General features: G+C 58.8%; 20 protein-coding genes. 14 read left to right on the forward strand and 6 right to left on the reverse strand.

Annotated features, from left to right (window positions below; all coding sequences use genetic code 11):
* Nucleotides 1–152 precede the first annotated feature (152 nt).
* Entirely contained in the window at nucleotides 153–641 is a 489-nt protein-coding gene (locus IB254_RS24595) for a DUF3015 domain-containing protein (RefSeq protein ID WP_008028855.1), read from the reverse strand.
* A gap of 417 nt (nucleotides 642–1058) precedes the next feature.
* Between IB254_RS24595 and IB254_RS24600 the strand changes: the two genes are divergently transcribed.
* Together IB254_RS24600 and IB254_RS24605 are read left to right on the forward strand one after the other, a co-directional pair.
* On the forward strand, nucleotides 1059–3497 hold the full coding sequence (locus IB254_RS24600; RefSeq protein ID WP_192228007.1) for a Lon protease family protein: 2439 nt from the start codon (nucleotides 1059–1061) through the stop codon (nucleotides 3495–3497).
* A 324-nt stretch (nucleotides 3498–3821) separates the two neighbouring features.
* Nucleotides 3822–4163, forward strand: a complete 342-nt coding sequence (locus tag IB254_RS24605; RefSeq protein WP_192419934.1) for a hypothetical protein — start codon at nucleotides 3822–3824, stop codon at nucleotides 4161–4163.
* A gap of 5 nt (nucleotides 4164–4168) precedes the next feature.
* Here IB254_RS24605 and IB254_RS24610 read toward each other — a convergent pair whose 3' ends face one another.
* Nucleotides 4169–5998, reverse strand: a complete 1830-nt coding sequence (locus tag IB254_RS24610) for a hypothetical protein (protein ID WP_192419936.1) — start codon at nucleotides 5996–5998, stop codon at nucleotides 4169–4171.
* A gap of 159 nt (nucleotides 5999–6157) precedes the next feature.
* On the opposite strand from IB254_RS24610, the gene IB254_RS24615 reads away from it, so the two are divergent.
* From IB254_RS24615 to IB254_RS24625, 3 genes are all read left to right on the forward strand, one after another.
* Nucleotides 6158–6646 (forward strand): TIGR00645 family protein, encoded by a 489-nt coding sequence (locus IB254_RS24615; RefSeq protein WP_008037914.1) that lies wholly within the window; start codon nucleotides 6158–6160, stop codon nucleotides 6644–6646.
* Nucleotides 6647–6871: 225 nt separating this feature from the next.
* Nucleotides 6872–7183 carry a DUF6482 family protein gene (locus IB254_RS24620; RefSeq protein ID WP_008028846.1) on the forward strand — a complete coding sequence of 104 codons (312 nt, stop codon included), beginning with the start codon at nucleotides 6872–6874 and terminating at the stop codon, nucleotides 7181–7183.
* Between the two features lie 122 nt (nucleotides 7184–7305).
* The gene (locus IB254_RS24625; protein ID WP_192419938.1) at nucleotides 7306–7923 is read left to right on the forward strand and encodes an FKBP-type peptidyl-prolyl cis-trans isomerase; all 618 of its coding nucleotides are present in this window, start codon (nucleotides 7306–7308) and stop codon (nucleotides 7921–7923) included.
* Between the two features lie 113 nt (nucleotides 7924–8036).
* Here the strand turns inward: IB254_RS24625 and IB254_RS24630 are convergent, their stop codons facing one another.
* The 3 genes from IB254_RS24630 to IB254_RS24640 all read right to left on the reverse strand — a co-directional run bounded on the left by IB254_RS24630 (nucleotide 8037) and on the right by IB254_RS24640 (nucleotide 9974).
* Complete coding sequence (locus tag IB254_RS24630) at nucleotides 8037–8294, reverse strand: hypothetical protein (protein ID WP_008028843.1); 258 nt, start codon at nucleotides 8292–8294, stop codon at nucleotides 8037–8039.
* Nucleotides 8295–8500: 206 nt separating this feature from the next.
* Nucleotides 8501–8842, reverse strand: coding sequence for a zinc ribbon domain-containing protein YjdM (locus tag IB254_RS24635; protein WP_008028840.1), 342 nt, complete (start codon nucleotides 8840–8842; stop codon nucleotides 8501–8503).
* A gap of 163 nt (nucleotides 8843–9005) precedes the next feature.
* Nucleotides 9006–9974 (reverse strand): polyprenyl synthetase family protein, encoded by a 969-nt coding sequence (locus IB254_RS24640; RefSeq protein ID WP_008028837.1) that lies wholly within the window; start codon nucleotides 9972–9974, stop codon nucleotides 9006–9008.
* 240 nt (nucleotides 9975–10214) lie between these two features.
* On the opposite strand from IB254_RS24640, the gene rplU reads away from it, so the two are divergent.
* From rplU to IB254_RS24665, 5 genes are all read left to right on the forward strand, one after another.
* Nucleotides 10215–10529, forward strand: coding sequence for a 50S ribosomal protein L21 (rplU, locus tag IB254_RS24645; RefSeq protein WP_003176051.1), 315 nt, complete (start codon nucleotides 10215–10217; stop codon nucleotides 10527–10529).
* 34 nt (nucleotides 10530–10563) lie between these two features.
* Nucleotides 10564–10839 (forward strand): 50S ribosomal protein L27, encoded by a 276-nt coding sequence (gene rpmA, locus IB254_RS24650; protein ID WP_003215862.1) that lies wholly within the window; start codon nucleotides 10564–10566, stop codon nucleotides 10837–10839.
* Between the two features lie 193 nt (nucleotides 10840–11032).
* Complete coding sequence (cgtA, locus tag IB254_RS24655; RefSeq protein ID WP_008037904.1) at nucleotides 11033–12256, forward strand: Obg family GTPase CgtA; 1224 nt, start codon at nucleotides 11033–11035, stop codon at nucleotides 12254–12256.
* Nucleotides 12257–12393: 137 nt separating this feature from the next.
* Nucleotides 12394–13512 (forward strand): glutamate 5-kinase, encoded by a 1119-nt coding sequence (gene proB, locus IB254_RS24660; protein WP_017340857.1) that lies wholly within the window; start codon nucleotides 12394–12396, stop codon nucleotides 13510–13512.
* Between the two features lie 12 nt (nucleotides 13513–13524).
* A complete protein-coding gene (locus tag IB254_RS24665; RefSeq protein ID WP_008028828.1) occupies nucleotides 13525–13986 on the forward strand; it encodes a CreA family protein in 462 nt (153 codons plus the stop codon).
* 162 nt (nucleotides 13987–14148) lie between these two features.
* Here the strand turns inward: IB254_RS24665 and rpsT are convergent, their stop codons facing one another.
* Complete coding sequence (gene rpsT, locus IB254_RS24670; protein WP_008028826.1) at nucleotides 14149–14424, reverse strand: 30S ribosomal protein S20; 276 nt, start codon at nucleotides 14422–14424, stop codon at nucleotides 14149–14151.
* A 252-nt stretch (nucleotides 14425–14676) separates the two neighbouring features.
* On the opposite strand from rpsT, the gene murJ reads away from it, so the two are divergent.
* From murJ to lspA, 4 genes are all read left to right on the forward strand, one after another.
* Nucleotides 14677–16215 (forward strand): murein biosynthesis integral membrane protein MurJ, encoded by a 1539-nt coding sequence (gene murJ, locus IB254_RS24675; protein ID WP_192419940.1) that lies wholly within the window; start codon nucleotides 14677–14679, stop codon nucleotides 16213–16215.
* Nucleotides 16216–16344: 129 nt separating this feature from the next.
* Nucleotides 16345–17295 (forward strand): bifunctional riboflavin kinase/FAD synthetase, encoded by a 951-nt coding sequence (gene ribF / locus IB254_RS24680; RefSeq protein WP_008028822.1) that lies wholly within the window; start codon nucleotides 16345–16347, stop codon nucleotides 17293–17295.
* Complete coding sequence (gene ileS / locus IB254_RS24685) at nucleotides 17296–20127, forward strand: isoleucine--tRNA ligase (protein WP_192419943.1); 2832 nt, start codon at nucleotides 17296–17298, stop codon at nucleotides 20125–20127.
* On the forward strand, nucleotides 20120–20632 hold the full coding sequence (lspA, locus tag IB254_RS24690; RefSeq protein WP_008028819.1) for a signal peptidase II: 513 nt from the start codon (nucleotides 20120–20122) through the stop codon (nucleotides 20630–20632). Before ileS ends, lspA begins: the two co-directional genes overlap by 8 nt.

The raw sequence follows: 20632 nt of genomic DNA on the forward strand, positions 1-20632 counted from the left end.
GGCATCGACACGGTGTTTCTGAATCACCGCGGTGATGCCATCGTCGGAACGCCGCCCGCAGCAAGCCGGCTCCTACAGTTGAACGATATGGCCGAAAGAGGGCAGGTCCAAAAAATAAAACCCGCTCCCCGAAAGGAGCGGGCGGGTCGAGCTTAAGCTTGAGTTGCGTACTTGGCCAGACGAGGATCGGCCTTCAAAACGGCCAGGGTGTTGGTATGCACATCTTCTGCAGTCACGTCAGCCTTGCTGAAGATCTGCTGGAAGTGCTCGTGAGTCACAGCCGCGAAATGCGCACGGTCTTCCGGCGCCACGCCCAGTACCACGGCGTAGGTCGTCAGCGCTTCGCCGTTACCTTTAGCCATGTCTTCGGACAGCTCGTTCATCATGCCATTCATGGCAAACCAGGATTTGCCGCCATAAGTCAGCGACGCATTTGTCGCGCAACCGTTGGTACCAGAGGTCATACCGAACGTTGCGTTGCCGGAAGTGCCGTTGGTGGTGGATGCCAGGAAGTGAGCCGGGGTGCCACGCTGACCTTCGAACAGCATGTTGCCCCACCCGCAATCCGGGCCGCCTGGCGCCTGTGCCATAGCGTTGATGGATACAGCGGTGAAGAGAGTACCGAGAAGAATCCGTTTCATAGCTTTGTTCTCTTTATGTGCGTACCAATGGACAAGGGTTCTGGCCCGGCTCTGTACGAAAACTGCCTGCGCGACGATCAGGCTGCGTTGAAAATAGACTCGGAATGCTCATGTGGGTCCCCCACACTCCGCTTCCTCATCTGTTTTCGCCTTGCCTGATCGCCGCTCGGCGAGTTTTCGTACAGACCACTACGGCGCCAGTGGGCCGGTTATTGTTCCAGCCGCGCAGCTTGGAGTTTAGGCACGTTCCAAGGGTTCCGTTACTTTTTACGAAACATTCGTTGAAAACATTGATTTAGACCCGGCCCGCCTGGGGATGTCCGCTTGGCTATGCTTTGGCGAAAGGCGCGCCTTGCAAGTGGGGTATGGGCAGCGCCAGAATGCCGCTATCTGCCCCGCCTGATGTAAGGAAGCCCGATGCCTGATCCTGTTGCTGCCAGCTTGCGTCTAGCGCCCGAAGCGCTGACCCGTCCGTTTTCCGCTGAACAGTTCAGCTTCTCTACCACCAATGATCTGGAGCCCTTCCGCGGTGTGCTTGGCCAGGAACGTGCGGTCGAAGCCTTGCAGTTTGGTGTGGCCATGCCACGCCCCGGTTACAACGTATTCGTCATGGGCGAGCCTGGCACCGGCCGGTTTTCGTTCGTCAAACGCTACCTGAAGGCCGAAGGCAAACGCCTGCAGACCCCGGCCGACTGGGTCTACGTCAACAATTTCGATGAACCCCGCGAGCCGCGCGCCCTGGAATTGCCATCGGGCACGGCCGGCGCGTTCATCGGTGATATCAACGCTTTGATCGACAACCTGCTGGCGACCTTCCCGGCGGTCTTCGAGCATCCGTCTTATCAGCAGAAAAAAAGCGCCATCGACCGCGCCTTCAACCAGCGCTACGACAAGGCGCTGGACATCATCGAGCGCCTGGCGCTGGAAAAAGAAGTCGCGTTGTACCGTGACGCGAGCAACATCGCGTTTACCCCGATGAGCGAAGGCAAGGCGCTGGATGAAGCGGAATTCGCCCAGTTGCCGGAAGCCGATCGCGAGCGTTTTCACGAAGACATTTCCGGTCTGGAAGAGCGTCTGAACGAAGAACTCGCCAGCCTGCCGCAGTGGAAGCGCGAGTCGAGCAATCAACTGCGCCACCTCAACGAAGAAACCATTACCCTGGCCTTGCAGCCGTTGCTGTCGCCGTTGTCGGAAAAATACGCCGAGAACGCGGCGGTGTGCGGTTACCTGCAAGCCATGCAGGTTTATTTGCTGAAAACCGTGGTCGAGCAATTGGTCGACGACAGCAAGGTCGATGCAGTGGCGCGCAAGATGCTGGAAGAGCAATACGCGCCGAGCCTGGTGGTTGGTCACTCGGCCAGCGGCGGTGCGCCGGTGGTGTTCGAGCCGCACCCGACCTACGAAAACCTGTTTGGCCGCATCGAATACAGCACCGATCAGGGCGCGCTCTACACCACGTATCGCCAGTTGCGTCCCGGCGCGCTGCACCGTGCAAATGGCGGTTTCCTGATCCTTGAAGCAGAAAAAATGCTCAGCGAGCCGTTCGTATGGGATGCGCTCAAGCGCGCCCTGCAATCGCGCAAACTGAAAATGGAATCACCGCTGGGTGAGCTGGGGCGTCTGGCCACCGTGACCCTGACACCGCAACACATTCCGTTGCAGGTCAAAGTCGTCATCATCGGTGCCCGGCAGTTGTATTACACGCTGCAAGACCTCGATCCGGACTTCCAGGAGATGTTCCGCGTTCTGGTGGACTTCGACGAAGACATCCCGATGGTCGACGAAAGCCTGGAGCAGTTCGCCCAGTTGCTGAAAACCCGTACCTCCGAAGAAGGCATGGCACCGCTGACCGCCGATGCGGTGGCGCGCCTGGCGACCTACAGCGCGCGTCTGGCCGAGCACCAGGGGCGTTTGTCGGCGCGGATCGGTGACTTGTTCCAACTGGTCAGCGAGGCGGATTTCATTCGTCACCTGGCCAGCGATGAAATGACCGACGCCGGGCACATCGAGCGTGCACTCAAGGCCAAGGCCACCCGCACCGGGCGCGTTTCGGCGCGGATTCTCGATGACATGCTGGCCGGGATCATCCTGATCGACACCGATGGCGCGGCCGTGGGCAAGTGCAACGGGCTGACGGTGCTGGAAGTCGGGGATTCGGCGTTTGGTGTCCCGGCGCGGATTTCCGCCACGGTGTACCCGGGTGGCAGCGGTATTGTCGACATTGAGCGTGAGGTCAACCTCGGCCAGCCGATTCACTCCAAAGGCGTGATGATCCTCACCGGGTATCTGGGCAGCCGTTACGCCCAGGAATTCCCGTTGGCGATTTCCGCGAGTATCGCCCTGGAGCAGTCCTACGGTTATGTCGATGGCGACAGTGCGTCGTTGGGCGAGGCGTGCACGTTGATTTCGGCGTTGTCGAAAACGCCGCTCAAGCAATGCTTTGCAATCACCGGCTCGATCAACCAGTTCGGCGAAGTGCAGGCGGTGGGCGGGGTCAACGAGAAGATCGAAGGCTTCTTCCGTCTCTGTGAAGCCCGGGGGCTGACCGGTGAGCAGGGGGCGATCATTCCTCACGCCAACGTGGCGACGCTGATGCTGGACGAGAAAGTGCTGGCGGCGGTGCGCGCAGGGCAATTCCACGTTTACGCAGTACGCCAGGCTGACGAAGCGCTGAGCCTGTTGGTCGGCGAGCCTGCCGGTGCGCCGGATGAAAATGGCGAGTTCCCAGAAGGCAGCGTGAATGCGCGGGTGGTGGAGCGCTTGCGGGTGATCGCGGAAATGATCAGTGAAGAAGATCTGAAAGAAGCCGAGAAAGAAGCGGCACAGGAAGCGTTGGTCGAAGCCAAGCCGGCCTGATACAAGGCTGCTATCGGGCAACCCCCGATCCCCTGTAGGAGCGAGCCTGCTCGCGATAGCGGTGTGTCAGCCGACATTTATGTCAACTGATACTGCCCAATCGCGAGCAGGCTCACTCCTACATTTGTATCGGTACATCCGCCACAATGTGCCATCACTCTGACGTCAATATTCACACAATGACCATTCGGCGCCTTCTGGTCTCAGTTGGCGTGCGGGCCTGACTTTTCTTCTATTCTCAGCTCAAGGACATCGACAGTAATCACTGGATCGAGACAGTTCTCCCGTGGGAGCTGAATACCGGATCTACCGAGGGTCGCCGCCATGTCGCGCAACCTCTGCCTCACCCGTCAATGCCTGGGCCTTGTGACCCGTATCGAATGTGCCATCAAGCCATTGGCTGGTGATACGGGCATGTGGACTTTGCTTTTCGCCGCCGGAATGGCCGGCGAACAACCCTCAGCCATCAAAGCCCAAGGTCCGTTTCCTGGGCCCTTCGCGGCTGAATCGATCCTCGACACCATCGTTGAAAGCCTGACGTTGCATGGCTATGAACTGGCCGATGACCCGCAAATCTGGTGCCTGCACCTGCAAGCCCAGCTACGGGAAATCAATGGTGGGCGCTGCCGCAACATGGGCGGCTTCGAGTTCCGCCCCGATAACTGAGACGACTATTGGGCGAGGCTGGACGTATCAGCCTTGTCGAGTTTGACCTCGAATCCATATTGCACCGTGGTGAGATCGGTTCGCTGGTAGGTTTCCAGCTGCGCCGGCTGGCCGTAGAAGTAATGCACGCTGAATAACGCCGGGCCCTGCGCACTTGCATCGTGAATGACCGAAAGAATCTCCTTGAGATAGTGGCCGCTGTCGTCCCTGGCGAAAAAGCGCCAGTCCTGGGCGGGAAACAGCTTCAGATCAACCACCAGTGCATTGCCTTTCAATTCCAGGCCTTTGGGCAGCCGGGCGGTTTCAAGTGTCTGCTTGTCGACGGTGGCCAGGAACAGCGGCATGGAACCCACCGCAAACGCCGGCGTTTGCGCGAACAGGTTCAGGTCATAAGTGATGATGCCGCGCAGGGGATCGACCTGATAAGCCTCGGGCGGCAGTTCGATCGGCTCGTCACGTTGACCGCTGCTGTCCTCGGTAAAGAAACTGACCGGGCTATCGCCAGGGCTGAAGGACGTGCCGAGCAGTTCATCGTTGAAGCTTCGGGTGTGATCGAACTCGATGCGCGCCGCGCTCGGGTCGTCCACCGATTGCCGGATGCTGACGCTCTTCTTCAGTTGCTCCTCGCTGAGCGTTGCGCCTTTGAGCCAGGTCGGTGCCTGATCGTCGTACACGACCACGGGTAAAGTCAGTGGCTGGATGGTTTTTGCCGTGGTGTGTTGATCGAAGCGACGGATCGGCAGGTCCAGGTCCTTGCGCGTGACCGTGGCCGCCGAAAAGTCCAACAGGCTGACTTCAAGGGTCTCGATGGGGCCGTTGAAATACACCTTGGAGTAATGCCTGGTTTGTTGCTTTTCAAACGCGCGTTGTTCTTCATCGAGCTGCCTTTCGAAGGCTTCGCTCCAGCTCTTCTGCTGTTGCATTTTCGCCAGTTGTTTCTGGTAGAAGGCAATTTGCGCGGGGGTTTGGTTGATCGAACCGGAGCGTGAAAGAAATTGCCCGGTGGCGTCCCTGGCCTGGACGACCGACGGGTTGAAGGGTATCTCGCTGACTTCCGGGGCCAGCGGCGCGCTGTTGCTGAACTCGATTTCGGCGTAGTTGTTTGTCAGCTTCAGCAGCGTGACGCTCAGGTTGTCATTGCTGCGAGTCTGGCCGACGTCTTTTTTGGTCAGGTCGAAGCTATAGAGCCTGCGCGGGGCGATGACTTCGACCTTGCCTTGCAGGCTGACGGGCTGCGGCTGGTTCTTGATTTCCATGCCCAGGCCGTCGATGAAGGGATAAGTCACCGTGAGATCGTCGGGGCTGGTCAGGTTGGAGCTCGACGGGCTCAGTTGAATGCCCGGATCGGTTTCCGACCACTCCGGCTGGAACGGAATCACGCGTTTGTTGCTCAAGGTCACCGACTGCCATTCCAGGCCATGGGGAAAGAGAAACTCGGCGGGAATGTTGAAGTTGAACGGGAACACCGGTTGCAGATCGGTCAGGTAGTCGGAGCTGGAATCCTTGTGCAGCACGAACAGGCCGTTAATGTACGTGTCGACCAGCGCCTGTGGCGTGGGGTAGTGCTTGAGCACGGCAAGGACGTCTTCGCCGTACTCGGTTTCCACCGGTTTGCTGTCGAGTTTGAGTTGCGCACGTTCGAGCAGCAGCAGGGAGCCACCGAGTTCGGCCACGGCATCCTTGAGTTTCGGGTCCTGGATTGCGTCGAGGGAGGTTTCGAATTGCGCGGTCTTTTCCTCAAGGCTGACCTGGCGTTTGTCATCGTCCGGTGAACAGCCGCTCACCAGCAGGGCCAGACAAATCCCGGCGCTCATTAAAGGCAATCGCACATCCATTTCCCGTCGTCCTGTCCGATGTCGCAGAGGTGTCAATCCTTTGGACACTAGCAGAAAAACCTTGTCACACACGCGCAGGTGGCGGATTTTCCGAGTGTTTCTGGCTGTAACGGGGGGCTGGTATACTCGCGGCCATTTCCAGCCCACGTGTGAGATTCAATGGAACGCTTTATCGAAAATGCAATGTACGCCTCCCGCTGGCTGCTGGCGCCGATCTACTTCGGTCTGTCCCTCGGGCTGCTGGCCCTGGCGCTGAAATTCTTCCAGGAAGTCTTCCACGTCATCCCTAACGTGTTCTCGATGGCCGAATCGGACCTGATTCTGGTGCTGCTGTCGTTGATCGACATGGCGCTGGTGGGCGGTTTGCTGGTGATGGTGATGATTTCCGGCTACGAGAACTTCGTTTCCGAGCTGGATATCGATGACAACAAGGAAAAGCTCAACTGGCTGGGCACCATGGATTCGTCTTCATTGAAGATGAAGGTCGCGGCGTCCATCGTGGCGATTTCGTCGATTCACCTGCTGCGGATCTTCATGGACGCCAAAAACGTCGATCCCGAGCATTTGAAGTGGTATGTGATCATCCACATGACCTTCGTGGTATCGGCGTTTGCCATGGGGTATCTGGATAAGCTCACCAAGCACTGATCCACGCGGCCTCTGTAGGAGCGAGGCTTGCCCGCGAATAGGCCGGGTCAGTCGACATAGGTGTTGTCTGTCACGCCGCCTTCGCGGGCAAGTCGGATCGCCGCACCGCACGCTCCTACATGAACGGTGTGAAACAGACGGGCGGTGGCGTTTATGGCTTGTACTTTGATGCTGTGAGGCCTATGCCTGTATGAATGCTGGCTCGCCACTGCGTGAGGTGCGTTCATGAACTTCGTAGAGTTACGTGCTTATGCCATCGCAGGGAAAGTCGATGAGCTGAACCTGATCTCCATGGAAGGCGGAATCTACCTGTTGGAGGCGCGCATGCATGGGGCCGCCTACCCGTTGAGTGATGCTCACGGCGAGATGGTTCACCTGCGCTCGGTCGAGCATGCGCGTGAAGTGCTGCATAACTTTCCCACCTTGCCATTCAACCTTGTGCATACATCGGTTCACGATGAAATGTGCGGGTTGGGTGCGAGTGCGGGGGAAAGTCTGAAGGTGCCGATTGCCTTCGGTTCTGCCTGGCAGCACTGACACCCCCTCATCAGCGCAACGACATCTGTGCTAGTCTGCTGACCCTTTTGGTTCCGGGCGTTCCGGGACGCGCTGTGCACGCACGGCAAGTTCCAGGGCCGTCCGCACAGCGGAGCAGTGTCATGTCCGAAGTAAATCTGTCCACCGACGAAACCCGCGTCAGCTACGGCATTGGCCGTCAGTTGGGCGACCAACTGCGTGACAACCCGCCGCCGGGCGTTAGCCTGGACGCAATCCTGGCAGGCCTGACTGACGCTTTCGCCGGTAAGGAAAGCCGTGTAAGTCAGGAAGAAATGTCCGCCAGCTTCAAGGTTATCCGCGAAATCATGCAAGCCGAAGCAGCTGCCAAAGCTGAAGCGGCTGCCGGCGAAGGCCTGGCGTTCCTGGCTGAAAACGCCAAGCGCGATGGCATCACCACCCTGGCTTCCGGTCTGCAATTCGAAGTGCTGACTGCCGGTGAAGGCGCCAAGCCGACCCGTGAAGACCAAGTGCGTACTCACTACCACGGCACCCTGATCGACGGCACTGTGTTCGACAGCTCCTACGAGCGCGGTCAGCCTGCAGAATTCCCGGTAGGCGGCGTGATCGCTGGCTGGACCGAAGCCCTGCAACTGATGAACGCTGGCAGCAAATGGCGTCTGTACGTGCCGAGCGAACTGGCTTACGGCGCTCAAGGCGTTGGCAGCATTCCGCCGCACAGCGTACTGGTTTTCGACGTCGAGCTGCTCGACGTTCTGTAAGCCTGACTACCTTGTAGGAGCCGGCTTGCTGGCGATCCATGCACCTCGGTGTTTCAGTTGCACCGCGGTGATGCAATCGCCAGCAAGCCGGCTCCTACACGGTTTGGGGTTTCTCATATTTCCAGCTTGTGATGCAGTTCATGCGACGGGCGCAACGCCCGGGCATAGCAGAACAGAAACAGATTGCGCACCAGTTCCTTGAGCACTACCGGCTCGCTGGAACTCAAGCCGTTGACGTCCAGGTCACCCTGATCCTGCAGCTCGTTCAAGGCTTCTTCTTCAAGCACAGCACAGACTTCCCCGGTTTCCCGATGCAGGATCCTGAGGTAGGGGTGTGGGCGGTCAAGCCAGGCATCGATCAAATAAGTCATGGGTCTCATCTCCATTGATTGGTTTCAATGAGAATAATTCTTATTCATTAAATAGCAAGGGCCTATTGGCGGTTTGTGATTTTTTCCAGGTAAAGATTGCGTAAGGTCAAAGCGGCTGGCGTTTGGCTATTGCGAGGAAATGCGGGGTGAAGCGGGGGAGGGCGAAGCACCATCCCACGCCGGGCGCGGGATGGAATACAGCAGGTTCAGACTTTTCTGACGAACTCGGATTTGAGCTTCATCGGGCCGATGCCGTCGATCTTGCAGTCGATGTCGTGATCGCCATCGCACAAGCGGATGTTCTTGACCTTGGTGCCGACCTTGACCACCAGCGATGTGCCTTTGACCTTGAGGTCCTTGATCACGGTGATGGTGTCGCCGTCTTGCAGGACATTGCCCACCGAATCCTTTTTCACGGCGTCATCGGACGCCGCTTCAGCTTCGCCGCTGGCGGACCATTCGTGGGCGCACTCCGGGCAGATCAGCTGTGCGCCGTCTTCATAGGTGTATTCGGAATTGCATTTCGGGCAGGGTGGCAACGTGCTCACTAAAGCTCCTTGGATTCAGGATCGCTAAAAAGCGCACATTATATAGGGTTTTAGCCGGGAGGGGGGCTGTAGGAGCCGGCTTGCTGGCGATCCAGTCGCCGCGGTGCTCCAGAAGCACCGCGGTGATGCAATCGCCAGCAAGCCGGCTCCTACGAAAAGCAGATCAGTGAGTGCGGGCGACCGCGAATTCACTCAGCTCGACCAATGCATCGCGGTATTCGCTGGCAGGCAGCGCGTCGAGGCATTTGATCGCACGGGCCACGTAGTCGCGGGCCAGTTGCGCGGTGTACTCAAGCGAACCGGAAGCATCAACGGCCTCGCGAATGCTTTCCAGGTCCTCGATGCCACCTTTCTGGATCGCCTTGCGCACCAGGGCAGCCTGCTCCGGCGTGCCTTCGCGCATGGTGTAGATCAGCGGCAGGGTCGGCTTGCCTTCGGCCAGATCGTCACCGACGTTCTTGCCCAGGGTCTCTGCGTCACCTTTGTAGTCCAGCAGGTCGTCGACCAGCTGGAAGGCTACGCCCAGGTGGTCGCCAAACGTGCGCAGGGCTTCAGCCTGTTCCGGCGTGGCTTCGCAGAGGGCGGCGGCGCTGTGGGTCGAAGCCTCGAAAAGCATCGCGGTCTTGCCGCGGATGACTTCCATGTAGGTTTCTTCGGTGGTGCTCGCATCACGAACCTTGGACAGCTGCAACACTTCGCCTTCGGCGATGATGCGCGTGGCTTGCGAAAGGATCTTCATCACCGGCATGGAGCCCAGTTCGACCATCATTTCGAAGGAGCGCGAGTACAGGAAGTCGCCTACCAGCACGCTTGGTGCGTTGCCCCACATGGCATTGGCAGTCGAGCGGCCGCGGCGCATGCCGGACATGTCGACCACGTCGTCGTGCAGCAGGGTGGCGGTGTGCAGGAACTCGATGGTCGCGGCCAGCAGGCGCAGGTCGTCGCCTTCGCGGCCAAGGGCCTTGCCACACAGCAGCACTAATAAAGGACGCAGGCGTTTACCGCCAGCCGAGGTAATGTAATCGCCGATTTTCGATACCAGCGGCACTCGGGAAGTCAGCTGCTTCTTGATGATGCCGTCGACGGCGCTAAAATCGTCCGCCACCGCGCGGTAGAAAGCTTGGGGTTGCATCAGCGACAGTCGCTCCAGAAGGGTTGCGCGGCATGCTAGGACCCACGTCGGCGGGTGTCAAGGCGCGATGGACGGCCTCTTGCAACGCCACGGCAGCTTGCGTACAATCGCGCACCCTGAACTTCCTGGGCAGCACCTGCCTTACGCAATTGCAAACTGGCCTTCCAGCCATATGCAGCCATGCCAGCCAATACCTCTTCTTATAAAGAGCTGGGTGAGCAGGATTATCGGAGAAATACCATGTCGTACGCAGTAATTGTTACTGGTGGCAAGCAATACAAGGTCGCCCCAGGTGAATACCTGAAGATCGAAAAACTGGAAATCGCTACCGGCGAATCCGTTACTTTTGATCGCGTTCTGTTGGTCGCCAATGGCGATGACGTGAACATCGGCGCTCCAGTTGTTGCTGGCGCTACCGTTGTGGCTGAAGTGATCTCCCAAGGTCGTCACGATAAAGTCCGCATCATCAAGTTCCGTCGTCGTAAGCACCACATGAAGCGTATGGGCCACCGCCAGTGGTACACCGAGATCAAAATCACCGGTATTCAGGCTTAATTTCAGCCTAATTCCTCACTAGGAGAATTGACTCATGGCACACAAAAAAGCTGGTGGTAGTACCCGTAACGGTCGCGACTCAGAAGCCAAACGCCTTGGCGTGAAGATGTATGGCGGCCAGGTTATCATTCCGGGCAACATCATCGTGCGTCAGCGCGGCACCCAATTCCACGCCGGTTACGGTGTTGGCATGGGTAAAGATCACACTCTGTTCGCTAAAATCGACGGCGTGATCAAGTTTGAAGTAAAAGGCGCTTTCAACCGCCGTTACGTGAGCATTGTCCCGAAGACTGAAGTCGTCGCGGCATAATTACGTAGATGCTGGAAAAGCCCTGTCTCGCGACGGGGCTTTTTCGTTTGTGGGGTGAGTCTCTTGCAAAGCTGTTTGTAATGAGCTCCAGCGCTGGATTTGCGGTCGTTGATTGAGGTCGCTGCGCTCATTTTTGCAAGAGTCTTATGTCTGGATTTTTTCGGCTCGTCCGTATGGCGAGAGGCGTTTTGTTATGAAGTTTGTTGATGAAGTATCGATTCGAGTAAAGGCCGGTGACGGTGGCAACGGTTGCATGAGCTTCCGTCGCGAGAAATTCATCGAAAACGGTGGCCCTAACGGCGGCGACGGTGGTGATGGTGGCTCGGTCTACATGATCGCCGATGAAAACCTCAACACCCTGGTGGACTACCGTTACACCCGGCACTTCGATGCCGAGCGCGGTTCCAACGGCGGCAGCACCGATTGCACCGGCAAGAAAGGTGAAGAGCTGGTACTGCGTGTGCCGGTCGGCACCACAGTCATCGACGCTGCCACTCAGGAAGTGATCGGCGACCTGACCAAAGCCGGTCAAAAGCTGCTGGTGGCCCATGGCGGCTGGCACGGTCTGGGTAACACCCGTTTCAAATCCAGTACCAACCGTGCTCCGCGTCAGACCACTCCGGGTAAGCCGGGTGAGGCACGTGACCTGAAGCTGGAAATGAAGGTGTTGGCGGACGTTGGTCTGCTGGGTTTGCCAAATGCTGGCAAAAGTACCTTCATTCGCTCGGTATCGGCCGCCAAGCCGAAAGTCGCCGACTACCCGTTCACCACGCTGGTGCCGAACCTGGGTGTGGTCAGCGTCGATCGCTGGAAAAGCTTCGTGGTTGCGGACATTCCGGGCCTGATCGAAGGCGCTTCCGACGGCGCTGGCCTGGGGATTCGCTTCCTCAAGCACTTGTCGCGTACCCGTTTGCTGCTGCACCTCGTGGACATGGCGCCACTGGATGACACCAGCGCCCCGGATGCGGCCGAAGTGATCGTTAGCGAGCTGACCAAGTTCAGCCCGTCTCTGGCTGAGCGTGATCGTTGGTTGGTACTGAACAAATGCGACCAGATCCTTGAAGAAGAGCACGATGCTCGCGTCAAGGAAATCGTTGATCGCCTGGAGTGGACCGGTCCGGTTTACGTGATCTCCGCCATCTCCAAGCTCGGTACCGAGCGTCTGTGCCACGACATCATGCGTTACATGGAAGATCGTGCTGACCGTCTGGCGAACGATCCGGCCTACAAGGAAGAGCTGGCCGAGCTCGATCAGCGCATCGAAGACGAAGCGCGCGCTCAGTTGCAGGCCCTGGATGACCAGCGTGCCCTGCGTCGCAGCGGCGTGAAGTCGGTCCATGACATCGGTGACGATGATTGGGACGAAGAAGATGTGGATGACGAAGACGGTCCGGAAATCATTTACGTGCGTGACTGATCTGTTGCGATAAACTTGAACGCCGCTCCCTGGAGCGGCGTTTTAGTATCTGGAAATCGATTGTTGGTAACAAATAGCCACGATTAACGTCACGGGCAGCGCTGGGTCGCGCTGCCCTCAAGCTAAGGTTGAAGATGATGCGGAGCAAGGTGACAGGTGCGCAGCGTTGGGTCGTGAAAATCGGCAGCGCGTTGCTGACGGCGGACGGCAAGGGCCTGGATCGCGCGGCAATGGGTGTCTGGGTTGAACAGATGGTGGCCTTGCATGAGGCGGGCGTCGAGCTGGTGCTGGTGTCTTCCGGTGCGGTAGCGGCGGGCATGAGCCGTCTGGGCTGGACCGTGCGGCCCAGTGCAATGCACGAATTGCAGGCAGCTGCCGCCATCGGTCAGATGGGTCTGGTTCAGGCATGGGAGTCGAGCTTTGCCGAGCATGGCCGGCACACTGCGCAGATTCTTCTGACTCATGACGATCTGTCCGACCGCAAGCGCTACCTGAATGCCCGCAGCACCTTGCGTGCCTTGGTCGAATTGAAAGTGATCCCGGTAATCAACGAAAACGACACCGTGGTCACCGACGAAATCCGTTTCGGCGACAACGACACGCTCGCGGCGCTGGTGGCTAACCTGGTCGAGGCTGATTTGCTGGTGATCCTGACGGATCGCGACGGCATGTTCGACGCCGATCCGCGCAACAACCCTGATGCCAAGCTGATTTACGAAGCGCGCGCTGATGATCCGGCGCTGGATGCAGTGGCGGGCGGTACTGGTGGTGCGTTGGGTCGTGGCGGCATGCAGACCAAGTTGCGTGCGGCGCGCTTGGCGGCCCGTTCAGGTGCGCACACCATCATCGTCGGTGGGCGCCTTGAGCGTGTGCTGGATCGCCTGAAGGCCGGCGAGCGCATCGGCACCTTGCTGTCGCCGGAGCGCGGCATGCTGGCGGCGCGCAAGCAATGGCTGGCCGGGCATCTGCAAACTCGCGGCACGCTGGTGCTGGATGCCGGTGCGGTGACGGCCTTGTCCCAGGGCAATAAAAGTCTGCTGCCGGTGGGTGTCAAACTGGTTCAGGGCAGTTTCCGTCGCGGTGAAATGGTGGTGTGCGTGGCGCCGGACGGTCGTGAAATCGCCCGTGGCCTGGCCAACTACAGCGCGCTGGAAGCACAAAAAATCATCGGTCAGTCGTCTGAGGCGATTGTCGGTCTGTTGGGTTACATGGCGGAGCCGGAACTGGTTCACCGCGATAACCTGATCCTGGTCTGAAGGAATATTTGAATGCGCGTGGCAAAAGGATTGTTGGGCTTGCTGTTGGCAATGCCGCTGCTGGCTTCGGCTGAGGAGATTGGTCAGGTGTCGACGGTGTTCAAGTTCGTCGGCCCGAACGACCGCATCGTCGTTGAGGCATTTGATGATCCGAAAGTCGAAGGCGTGACCTGCTATCTGTCCCGGGCCAAGACGGGCGGTGTGAAGGGTGGCTTGGGTCTGGCTGAAGATCGAGCGGAAGCGTCCATTGCGTGCCGTCAGGTTGGTCCGATCAACTTCAAGGGTGAGTTGAAGGATGGCGAAGAGGTGTTCAAGGAGCGTACTTCGCTAGTCTTCAAGACCATGCAGGTGGTGCGTTTCCTCGACAAGAAGCGCAATACGCTGGTGTATCTGGTGTACAGCGATCGCTTGATTGAAGGCAGTCCGCAGAATGCGGTTACCGCAATCCCTATCCTGCCTTGGGCGCATCAGTGATCTGAAGACCGCTATCGCCAGCAAGCCGGCTCCTACAAGGATTGCGCAATACCTGTAGGAGCCGGCTTGCTGGCGATCAGTTTCAATGGGGTCTCAGGCACAACACAAATCGCAGGCAATAAAAAACCGACCCTGAGGTCGGTTTTTTAACAAGCGTGTTACTTAGGCAGCAGCAAGGTTCAGAGCCTTGACGTGGCCATTCAGGCGGCTCTTATGGCGAGCAGCCTTGTTCTTGTGGATGATGCCTTTATCGGCCATACGGTCGATAACTGGCACGGCCAGAACGTAAGCAGCTTGAGCTTTTTCAGCGTCTTTTGCGTCGATGGCTTTAACTACATTCTTGATGTAGGTACGAACCATGGAACGCAGGCTGGCGTTGTGGCTGCGACGCTTCTCAGCCTGTTTTGCACGTTTTTTGGCGGAAGGTGTGTTGGCCACCGTCGAGCTCCTCGAAAGACTTTTTAGGAAATAGCAAACAAAATAGGCCGCGAATCATGCCGATGAGTTGATGTCTTGTCAAGGGCGGTTGAGACGTTCCGCTAAGTGGTAGGTATAAAGAGGCGGGATATTTATTTCCGGCGCTTGACCTGTAAACTCGCGAGCTTTGGCTCTGTGCTGCTGCGGCGCGGAGTATCGCATAAGTGGGCGCTTTGTTCGCCTGCTGTTTATCGACAGGCACAAACTCTTTCAATGAATCTGCTCAAATCGTTGGCCGCCGTCAGCTCTATCACGATGCTTTCCCGGATTCTGGGGTTCGTCCGTGACACCCTCATTGCGCGTATTTTTGGTGCGGGAATGGCCACCGACGCCTTCTTTATCGCCTTCAAGCTGCCCAATCTGCTGCGCCGGATCTTCGCCGAGGGGGCGTTTTCCCAGGCGTTTGTGCCGATTCTTGCTGAATATAAAAGCCAGCAAGGCGAAGAGGCGACACGAACCTTTATTGCCTACGTCTCCGGACTGCTGACCCTGGCGCTGGCAGTGGTCACTGCGTTGGGCATACTCGCTGCACCGTGGGTTATCTGGGTGACCGCGCCCGGTTTCACCGATACCCCGGAAAAATTCGAGCTGACCTCCAGCCTGTTGCGGGTGACATTCCCTTATATATTGCTGATCTCCCTGTCTTCATTGGCCGGGGCGATCCTCAACACCTATAACCGCTTCTCGGTGCCGGCCTTCGTGCCGACCTTGCTTAACGTCAGCATGATCATCTTTGCGGTGTTCCTGACACCGTATTTCGATCCGCCGGTCATGGCACTGGGTTGGGCGGTGCTGGCGGGTGGTCTGGCGCAGTTGCTCTATCAACTGCCGCACCTGAAAAAGATCGGCATGCTGGTGCTGCCACGCCTGAACCTGCGTGACAGTGGCGTGTGGCGGGTCATGAAACAGATGCTGCCGGCGATTCTCGGCGTTTCGGTGAGCCAGATTTCGCTGATCATCAACACGATTTTTGCCTCGTTCCTGGTCGCCGGCTCGGTGTCGTGGATGTATTACGCCGACCGCCTGATGGAATTGCCCTCCGGCGTGCTGGGCGTGGCGTTGGGCACGATCCTGCTGCCGACCCTGGCCAAGACCTACGCCAGCAAGGATCGCGCAGAGTATTCGCGGATTCTCGATTGGGGGCTGCGCCTGTGCTTTGTGCTGGTGCTGCCGTGCTCGCTGGCCTTGGGTATCCTGGCTGAGCCGCTGACGGTCTCACTGTTTCAATACGGCCAGTTCAACGCCTTCGATGCGTCCATGACTCAGCGCGCGCTCATTGCGTATTCGGTCGGGTTGCTTGGGATTATCGTGATCAAAGTGCTGGCGCCGGGCTTTTATGCGCAACAAAACATTCGCACGCCAGTGAAAATCGCAATTTTCACCCTGGTGATTACCCAGTTGTTCAACCTGGTGCTGATCGGGCCGCTGGCTCACGCGGGTCTGGCTCTGGCGATCAGCGCCGGTGCCTGCCTTAACGCCGGGTTGCTGTTCTATCAGCTGCGCAAACAGCAGATGTATCAGCCGCAGCCGGGCTGGGCGAAGTTCGGTGCCAAACTGATTGTAGCTGTCACGGTGATGTCCGCGGTGTTGCTGGCCGGGATGCATTTCATGCCGGCCTGGGATCAGGGCCACATGCTTGAGCGATTCCTGCGTCTGGGCGCTCTGGTAGGGGCTGGCGTGGTCTCGTATTTCGGCATGTTGCTGTTGATGGGCTTCCGTTTGCGCGACTTCAATCGCAAGGCGCTGAACTGAGGCTTTTGCCTCGATAAACACGGGCGGGCCGGCGGTTTTGTCGGTTCGATCACTTTGGGTTACGGTGTTGCCTGTCGTCGGCCGCCGGGTGTGGTTATAATCGACCACTTTATGAGCAAGAAGCGCGTTATGCAGCTGGTTCGAGGCCTCCACAACCTGCGCCCCCAGCATCGGGGCTGTGTCGCCACTATTGGCAACTTTGACGGTGTTCACCGTGGCCACCAGGCTATCCTGGCGAGGCTGCGTGAGCGAGCGCTCGAGTTGGGCGTGCCCAGCTGCGTGGTGATTTTCGAGCCGCAGCCACGGGAGTTTTTCGCCCCGGAGACAGCGCCGGCCCGCTTGGCGCGCCTGCGCGACAAACTCCAGCTGCTGGCTGACGAAGGCGTCGACCGGGTCCTGTGCCTGGCTTTCAACCAGCGCCTGAGCAAGCTCAGCGCCAGCGAATTCGTTGATACCATTCTGGTGGACGGTCTCGGCGTGCAGCATCTTGAGGTCGGTGACGACTTCCGCTTCGGCTGTGACCGGGTAGGGGATTTCGATTTCCTGCAACAGGCCGGCGTCATGCAGGGCTTCACCGTCGAAGCGGCGCAAACCGTTGAGCTGGACGGTATTCGCGTCAGCAGCACCCAGGTGCGAAATGCCCTGGCCGCTGCCGATTTTGCCTTGGCAGAGCGCCTGCTCGGTCGGCCGTTCCAGATTACCGGGCGAGTCCTGCATGGCCAGAAACTGGCGCGCCAGTTGGGTACGCCAACCGCCAACATTCAACTCAAGCGCCGTCGCGTGCCGCTCACCGGGGTTTACCTGGTCAACGTCGACATCGACGGCAAGACCTGTCCAGGCGTCGCCAATATCGGCGTGCGGCCCACGGTCCAAGGGGATGGCAAAGCCCATCTCGAAGTACATCTTTTAGATTTTGCCGGCGATCTGTATGACCGGCGTTTGACGGTGGTTTTCCACCACAAGCTGCGTGAAGAGCAGCGTTTCGCCTCTCTGGAGGCGCTTAAGACGGCGATCAATGCGGATGTCGCCGCCGCCCGTGCCCTGTCGCACCTAGCGCCAATCGCTAATGAAGAGCCATAAATGACCGACTATAAAGCCACGCTAAACCTTCCGGACACCGCCTTCCCAATGAAGGCCGGCCTGCCACAGCGCGAACCGCAGATTCTGCAGCGCTGGGACAGTATTGGCCTGTACGGAAAGTTGCGCGAGATTGGCAAGGATCGTCCGAAGTTCGTTCTGCACGACGGTCCTCCGTACGCCAACGGCACGATTCACATCGGTCATGCGCTGAACAAGATCCTCAAGGACATGATCATCCGCTCGAAAACCCTGTCGGGTTTCGACGCGCCTTATGTTCCGGGCTGGGACTGCCACGGTCTGCCGATCGAACACAAAGTCGAAGTGACCCACGGCAAGAACCTGGGCGCGGACAAGACCCGCGAACTGTGCCGTGCCTACGCCACCGAGCAGATCGAAGGCCAGAAATCCGAATTCATCCGTCTGGGCGTGTTGGGCGACTTCGCCAACCCGTACAAGACCATGGACTTCAAGAACGAGGCCGGTGAAATCCGCGCGCTCGCCGAAATCGTCAAGGGCGGTTTCGTGTTCAAGGGCCTGAAGCCTGTGAACTGGTGCTTCGACTGCGGTTCGGCCCTGGCTGAAGCGGAAGTCGAGTACGAGAACAAAAAGTCTTCGACCATCGACGTGGCGTTCCCGATTGCCGATGAAGCCAAGCTGGCTGCCGCTTTCGGTCTGCCGTCGCTGGGCAAACCTGCTTCGATCGTGATCTGGACCACCACCCCGTGGACCATCCCGGCCAACCAGGCGCTGAACGTTCACCCGGAATTCAACTACGCCCTGGTCGACGTCGGCGACAAGTTGCTGGTGCTGGCTGAAGAGCTGGTTGAGTCCTGCCTGGTCCGTTACAGCCTGGAAGGTTCGGTCATCGCGACCACCACCGGTAAAGAACTGGAACTGATCAACTTCCGTCACCCGTTCTACGACCGTCTGTCGCCGGTTTACCTGGCCGACTACGTTGAACTGGGCGCTGGCACCGGTGTGGTTCACTCCGCTCCGGCCTACGGCGTGGACGACTTCGTGACCTGCAAGAAATACGGCATGGTCAACGACGACATCCTCAACCCGGTACAAAGCAACGGCGTATACGCGACTTCGCTGGAGTTCTTTGGCGGCCAGTTCATCTGGAAAGCCAACCCGGCCATCGTCGACAAGCTGACCGAAGTCGGTGCGCTGCTGCACACCACCATCATCGAACACAGCTACATGCACTGCTGGCGTCACAAGACCCCGTTGATCTACCGCGCCACCGCGCAGTGGTTCATCGGCATGGACAAAGAGCCTGTCAGCGGCGACACCCTGCGCAAGCGCGCTCTTAAAGCCATCGAAGAAACTCAGTTCGTTCCGGCCTGGGGCCAGGCGCGCCTGCACTCGATGATCGCCAACCGTCCGGACTGGTGCATCTCCCGTCAGCGCAACTGGGGCGTGCCGATCCCGTTCTTCCTGAACAAGGAAAGCGGCGAGCTGCACCCACGTACCGCCGAGCTGATGGAAGAAGTCGCCAAGCGCGTCGAAGTCGAAGGCATCGAAGCCTGGTTCAAGATGGACGCTGCCGAGCTGCTCGGTGACGAAGCGCTGCATTACGACAAGATCAGCGACACCCTGGACGTCTGGTTCGATTCGGGCACCACACACTGGCACGTCCTGCGCGGTTCGCACCCGATGGGCCACGAAACCGGTCCACGCGCCGACCTGTACCTGGAAGGCTCGGACCAACACCGTGGCTGGTTCCACTCGTCGCTGCTGACCGGTTGCGCCATCGACGACCACGCGCCATACCGCGAGCTGCTGACCCACGGCTTCACCGTCGACGAGTCCGGCCGCAAGATGTCCAAGTCGCTGGGCAACGTGATCGCGCCGCAAAAGGTCAACGACACCCTGGGCGCCGACATCATGCGTCTGTGGGTAGCTTCCACCGACTACTCGGGTGAAATGGCGGTTTCCGAACAGATCCTGCAACGCAGTGCGGACGCCTACCGGCGGATCCGTAACACCGCGCGCTTCCTGCTCTCCAACCTGACCGGTTTCAACCCGGCCACCGACATCCTGCCGGCTGAAGAAATGCTCGCGCTGGACCGTTGGGCCGTGGATCGCACTTTGCTGCTGCAACGCGAGCTGCAAGAGCACTACGGCGAATACCGCTTCTGGAACGTTTACTCCAAGATCCACAACTTCTGCGTGCAGGAGCTGGGCGGTTTCTACCTCGACATCATCAAGGACCGTCAGTACACCACTGGCGCCAACAGCAAGGCCCGCCGTTCGGCGCAAACCGCGCTGTACCACATCTCCGAAGCGCTGGTGCGCTGGATCGCGCCGATCCTCGCATTCACCGCCGACGAACTGTGGGAATACCTGCCGGGCGAGCGTAACGAATCGGTCATGCTCAACACCTGGTACGAAGGCCTGACCGAACTGCCGGAAAACGTCGAACTGGGCCGCGCCTACTGGGAGCGGATCATGGCGGTGAAGGTCGCGGTCAACAAAGAAATGGAAATCCAGCGCGCGGCCAAAGCCGTCGGTGGCAACCTGCAGGCCGAAGTGACGCTGTTCGCCGAAGACGCCCTGAGCGCCGACCTGGCCAAGCTGAGCAACGAACTGCGCTTTGTACTGATCACCTCGACCGCCAGCGTAGCGCCGTTCGTACAGGCTCCGGCCGATGCAGTGGTCACCGAAGTCAGCGGCCTGAAGCTGAAAATCGTCAAGTCGGCCTTCGCCAAGTGCGCCCGTTGCTGGCACTGCCGTGAAGACGTCGGCGTGAACCCGGAGCATCCGGAAATCTGCGGTCGTTGCGTCGATAACATCAGCGGCACTGGCGAGGTTCGTCACTATGCCTAATGCCATTGGCCGTTTCGGACGGCTGGGCTGGCTCTGGTTGAGTTTGCTGGTCCTGGTCATCGACCAGGCCAGCAAGTTCTACTTCGAAGGCAAGCTTGAGATGTACCAGCAGATCGTGGTGATCCCCGATTACTTCAGCTGGACCCTGGCCTACAACACGGGCGCGGCATTCAGCTTCCTGGCCGACAGCTCGGGCTGGCAGCGCTGGTTGTTCGCCCTGATCGCGGTCGTGGTCAGTGCGGTGCTGGTGGTGTGGCTCAAGCGTCTGGGGCGCAACGAAACCTGGCTGGCCATCGCGTTGGCGCTGGTCCTGGGTGGTGCGCTGGGCAATCTGTACGACCGCATAGCCCTGGGCCATGTGATCGATTTCATCCTGGTGCATTGGCAGAACCGCTGGTACTTCCCGGCGTTTAACTTCGCCGACAGTGCAATTACTGTGGGTGCGGTGATGCTGGCGCTGGACATGTTCAAATCAAAGAAGACGGGAGAAGCAGTTCATGACTGA

It is taken from the genome of Pseudomonas sp. PDM03 (genome assembly GCF_014852385.1).
Classification (GTDB): Bacteria; Pseudomonadota; Gammaproteobacteria; order Pseudomonadales; family Pseudomonadaceae; genus Aquipseudomonas; species Aquipseudomonas migulae.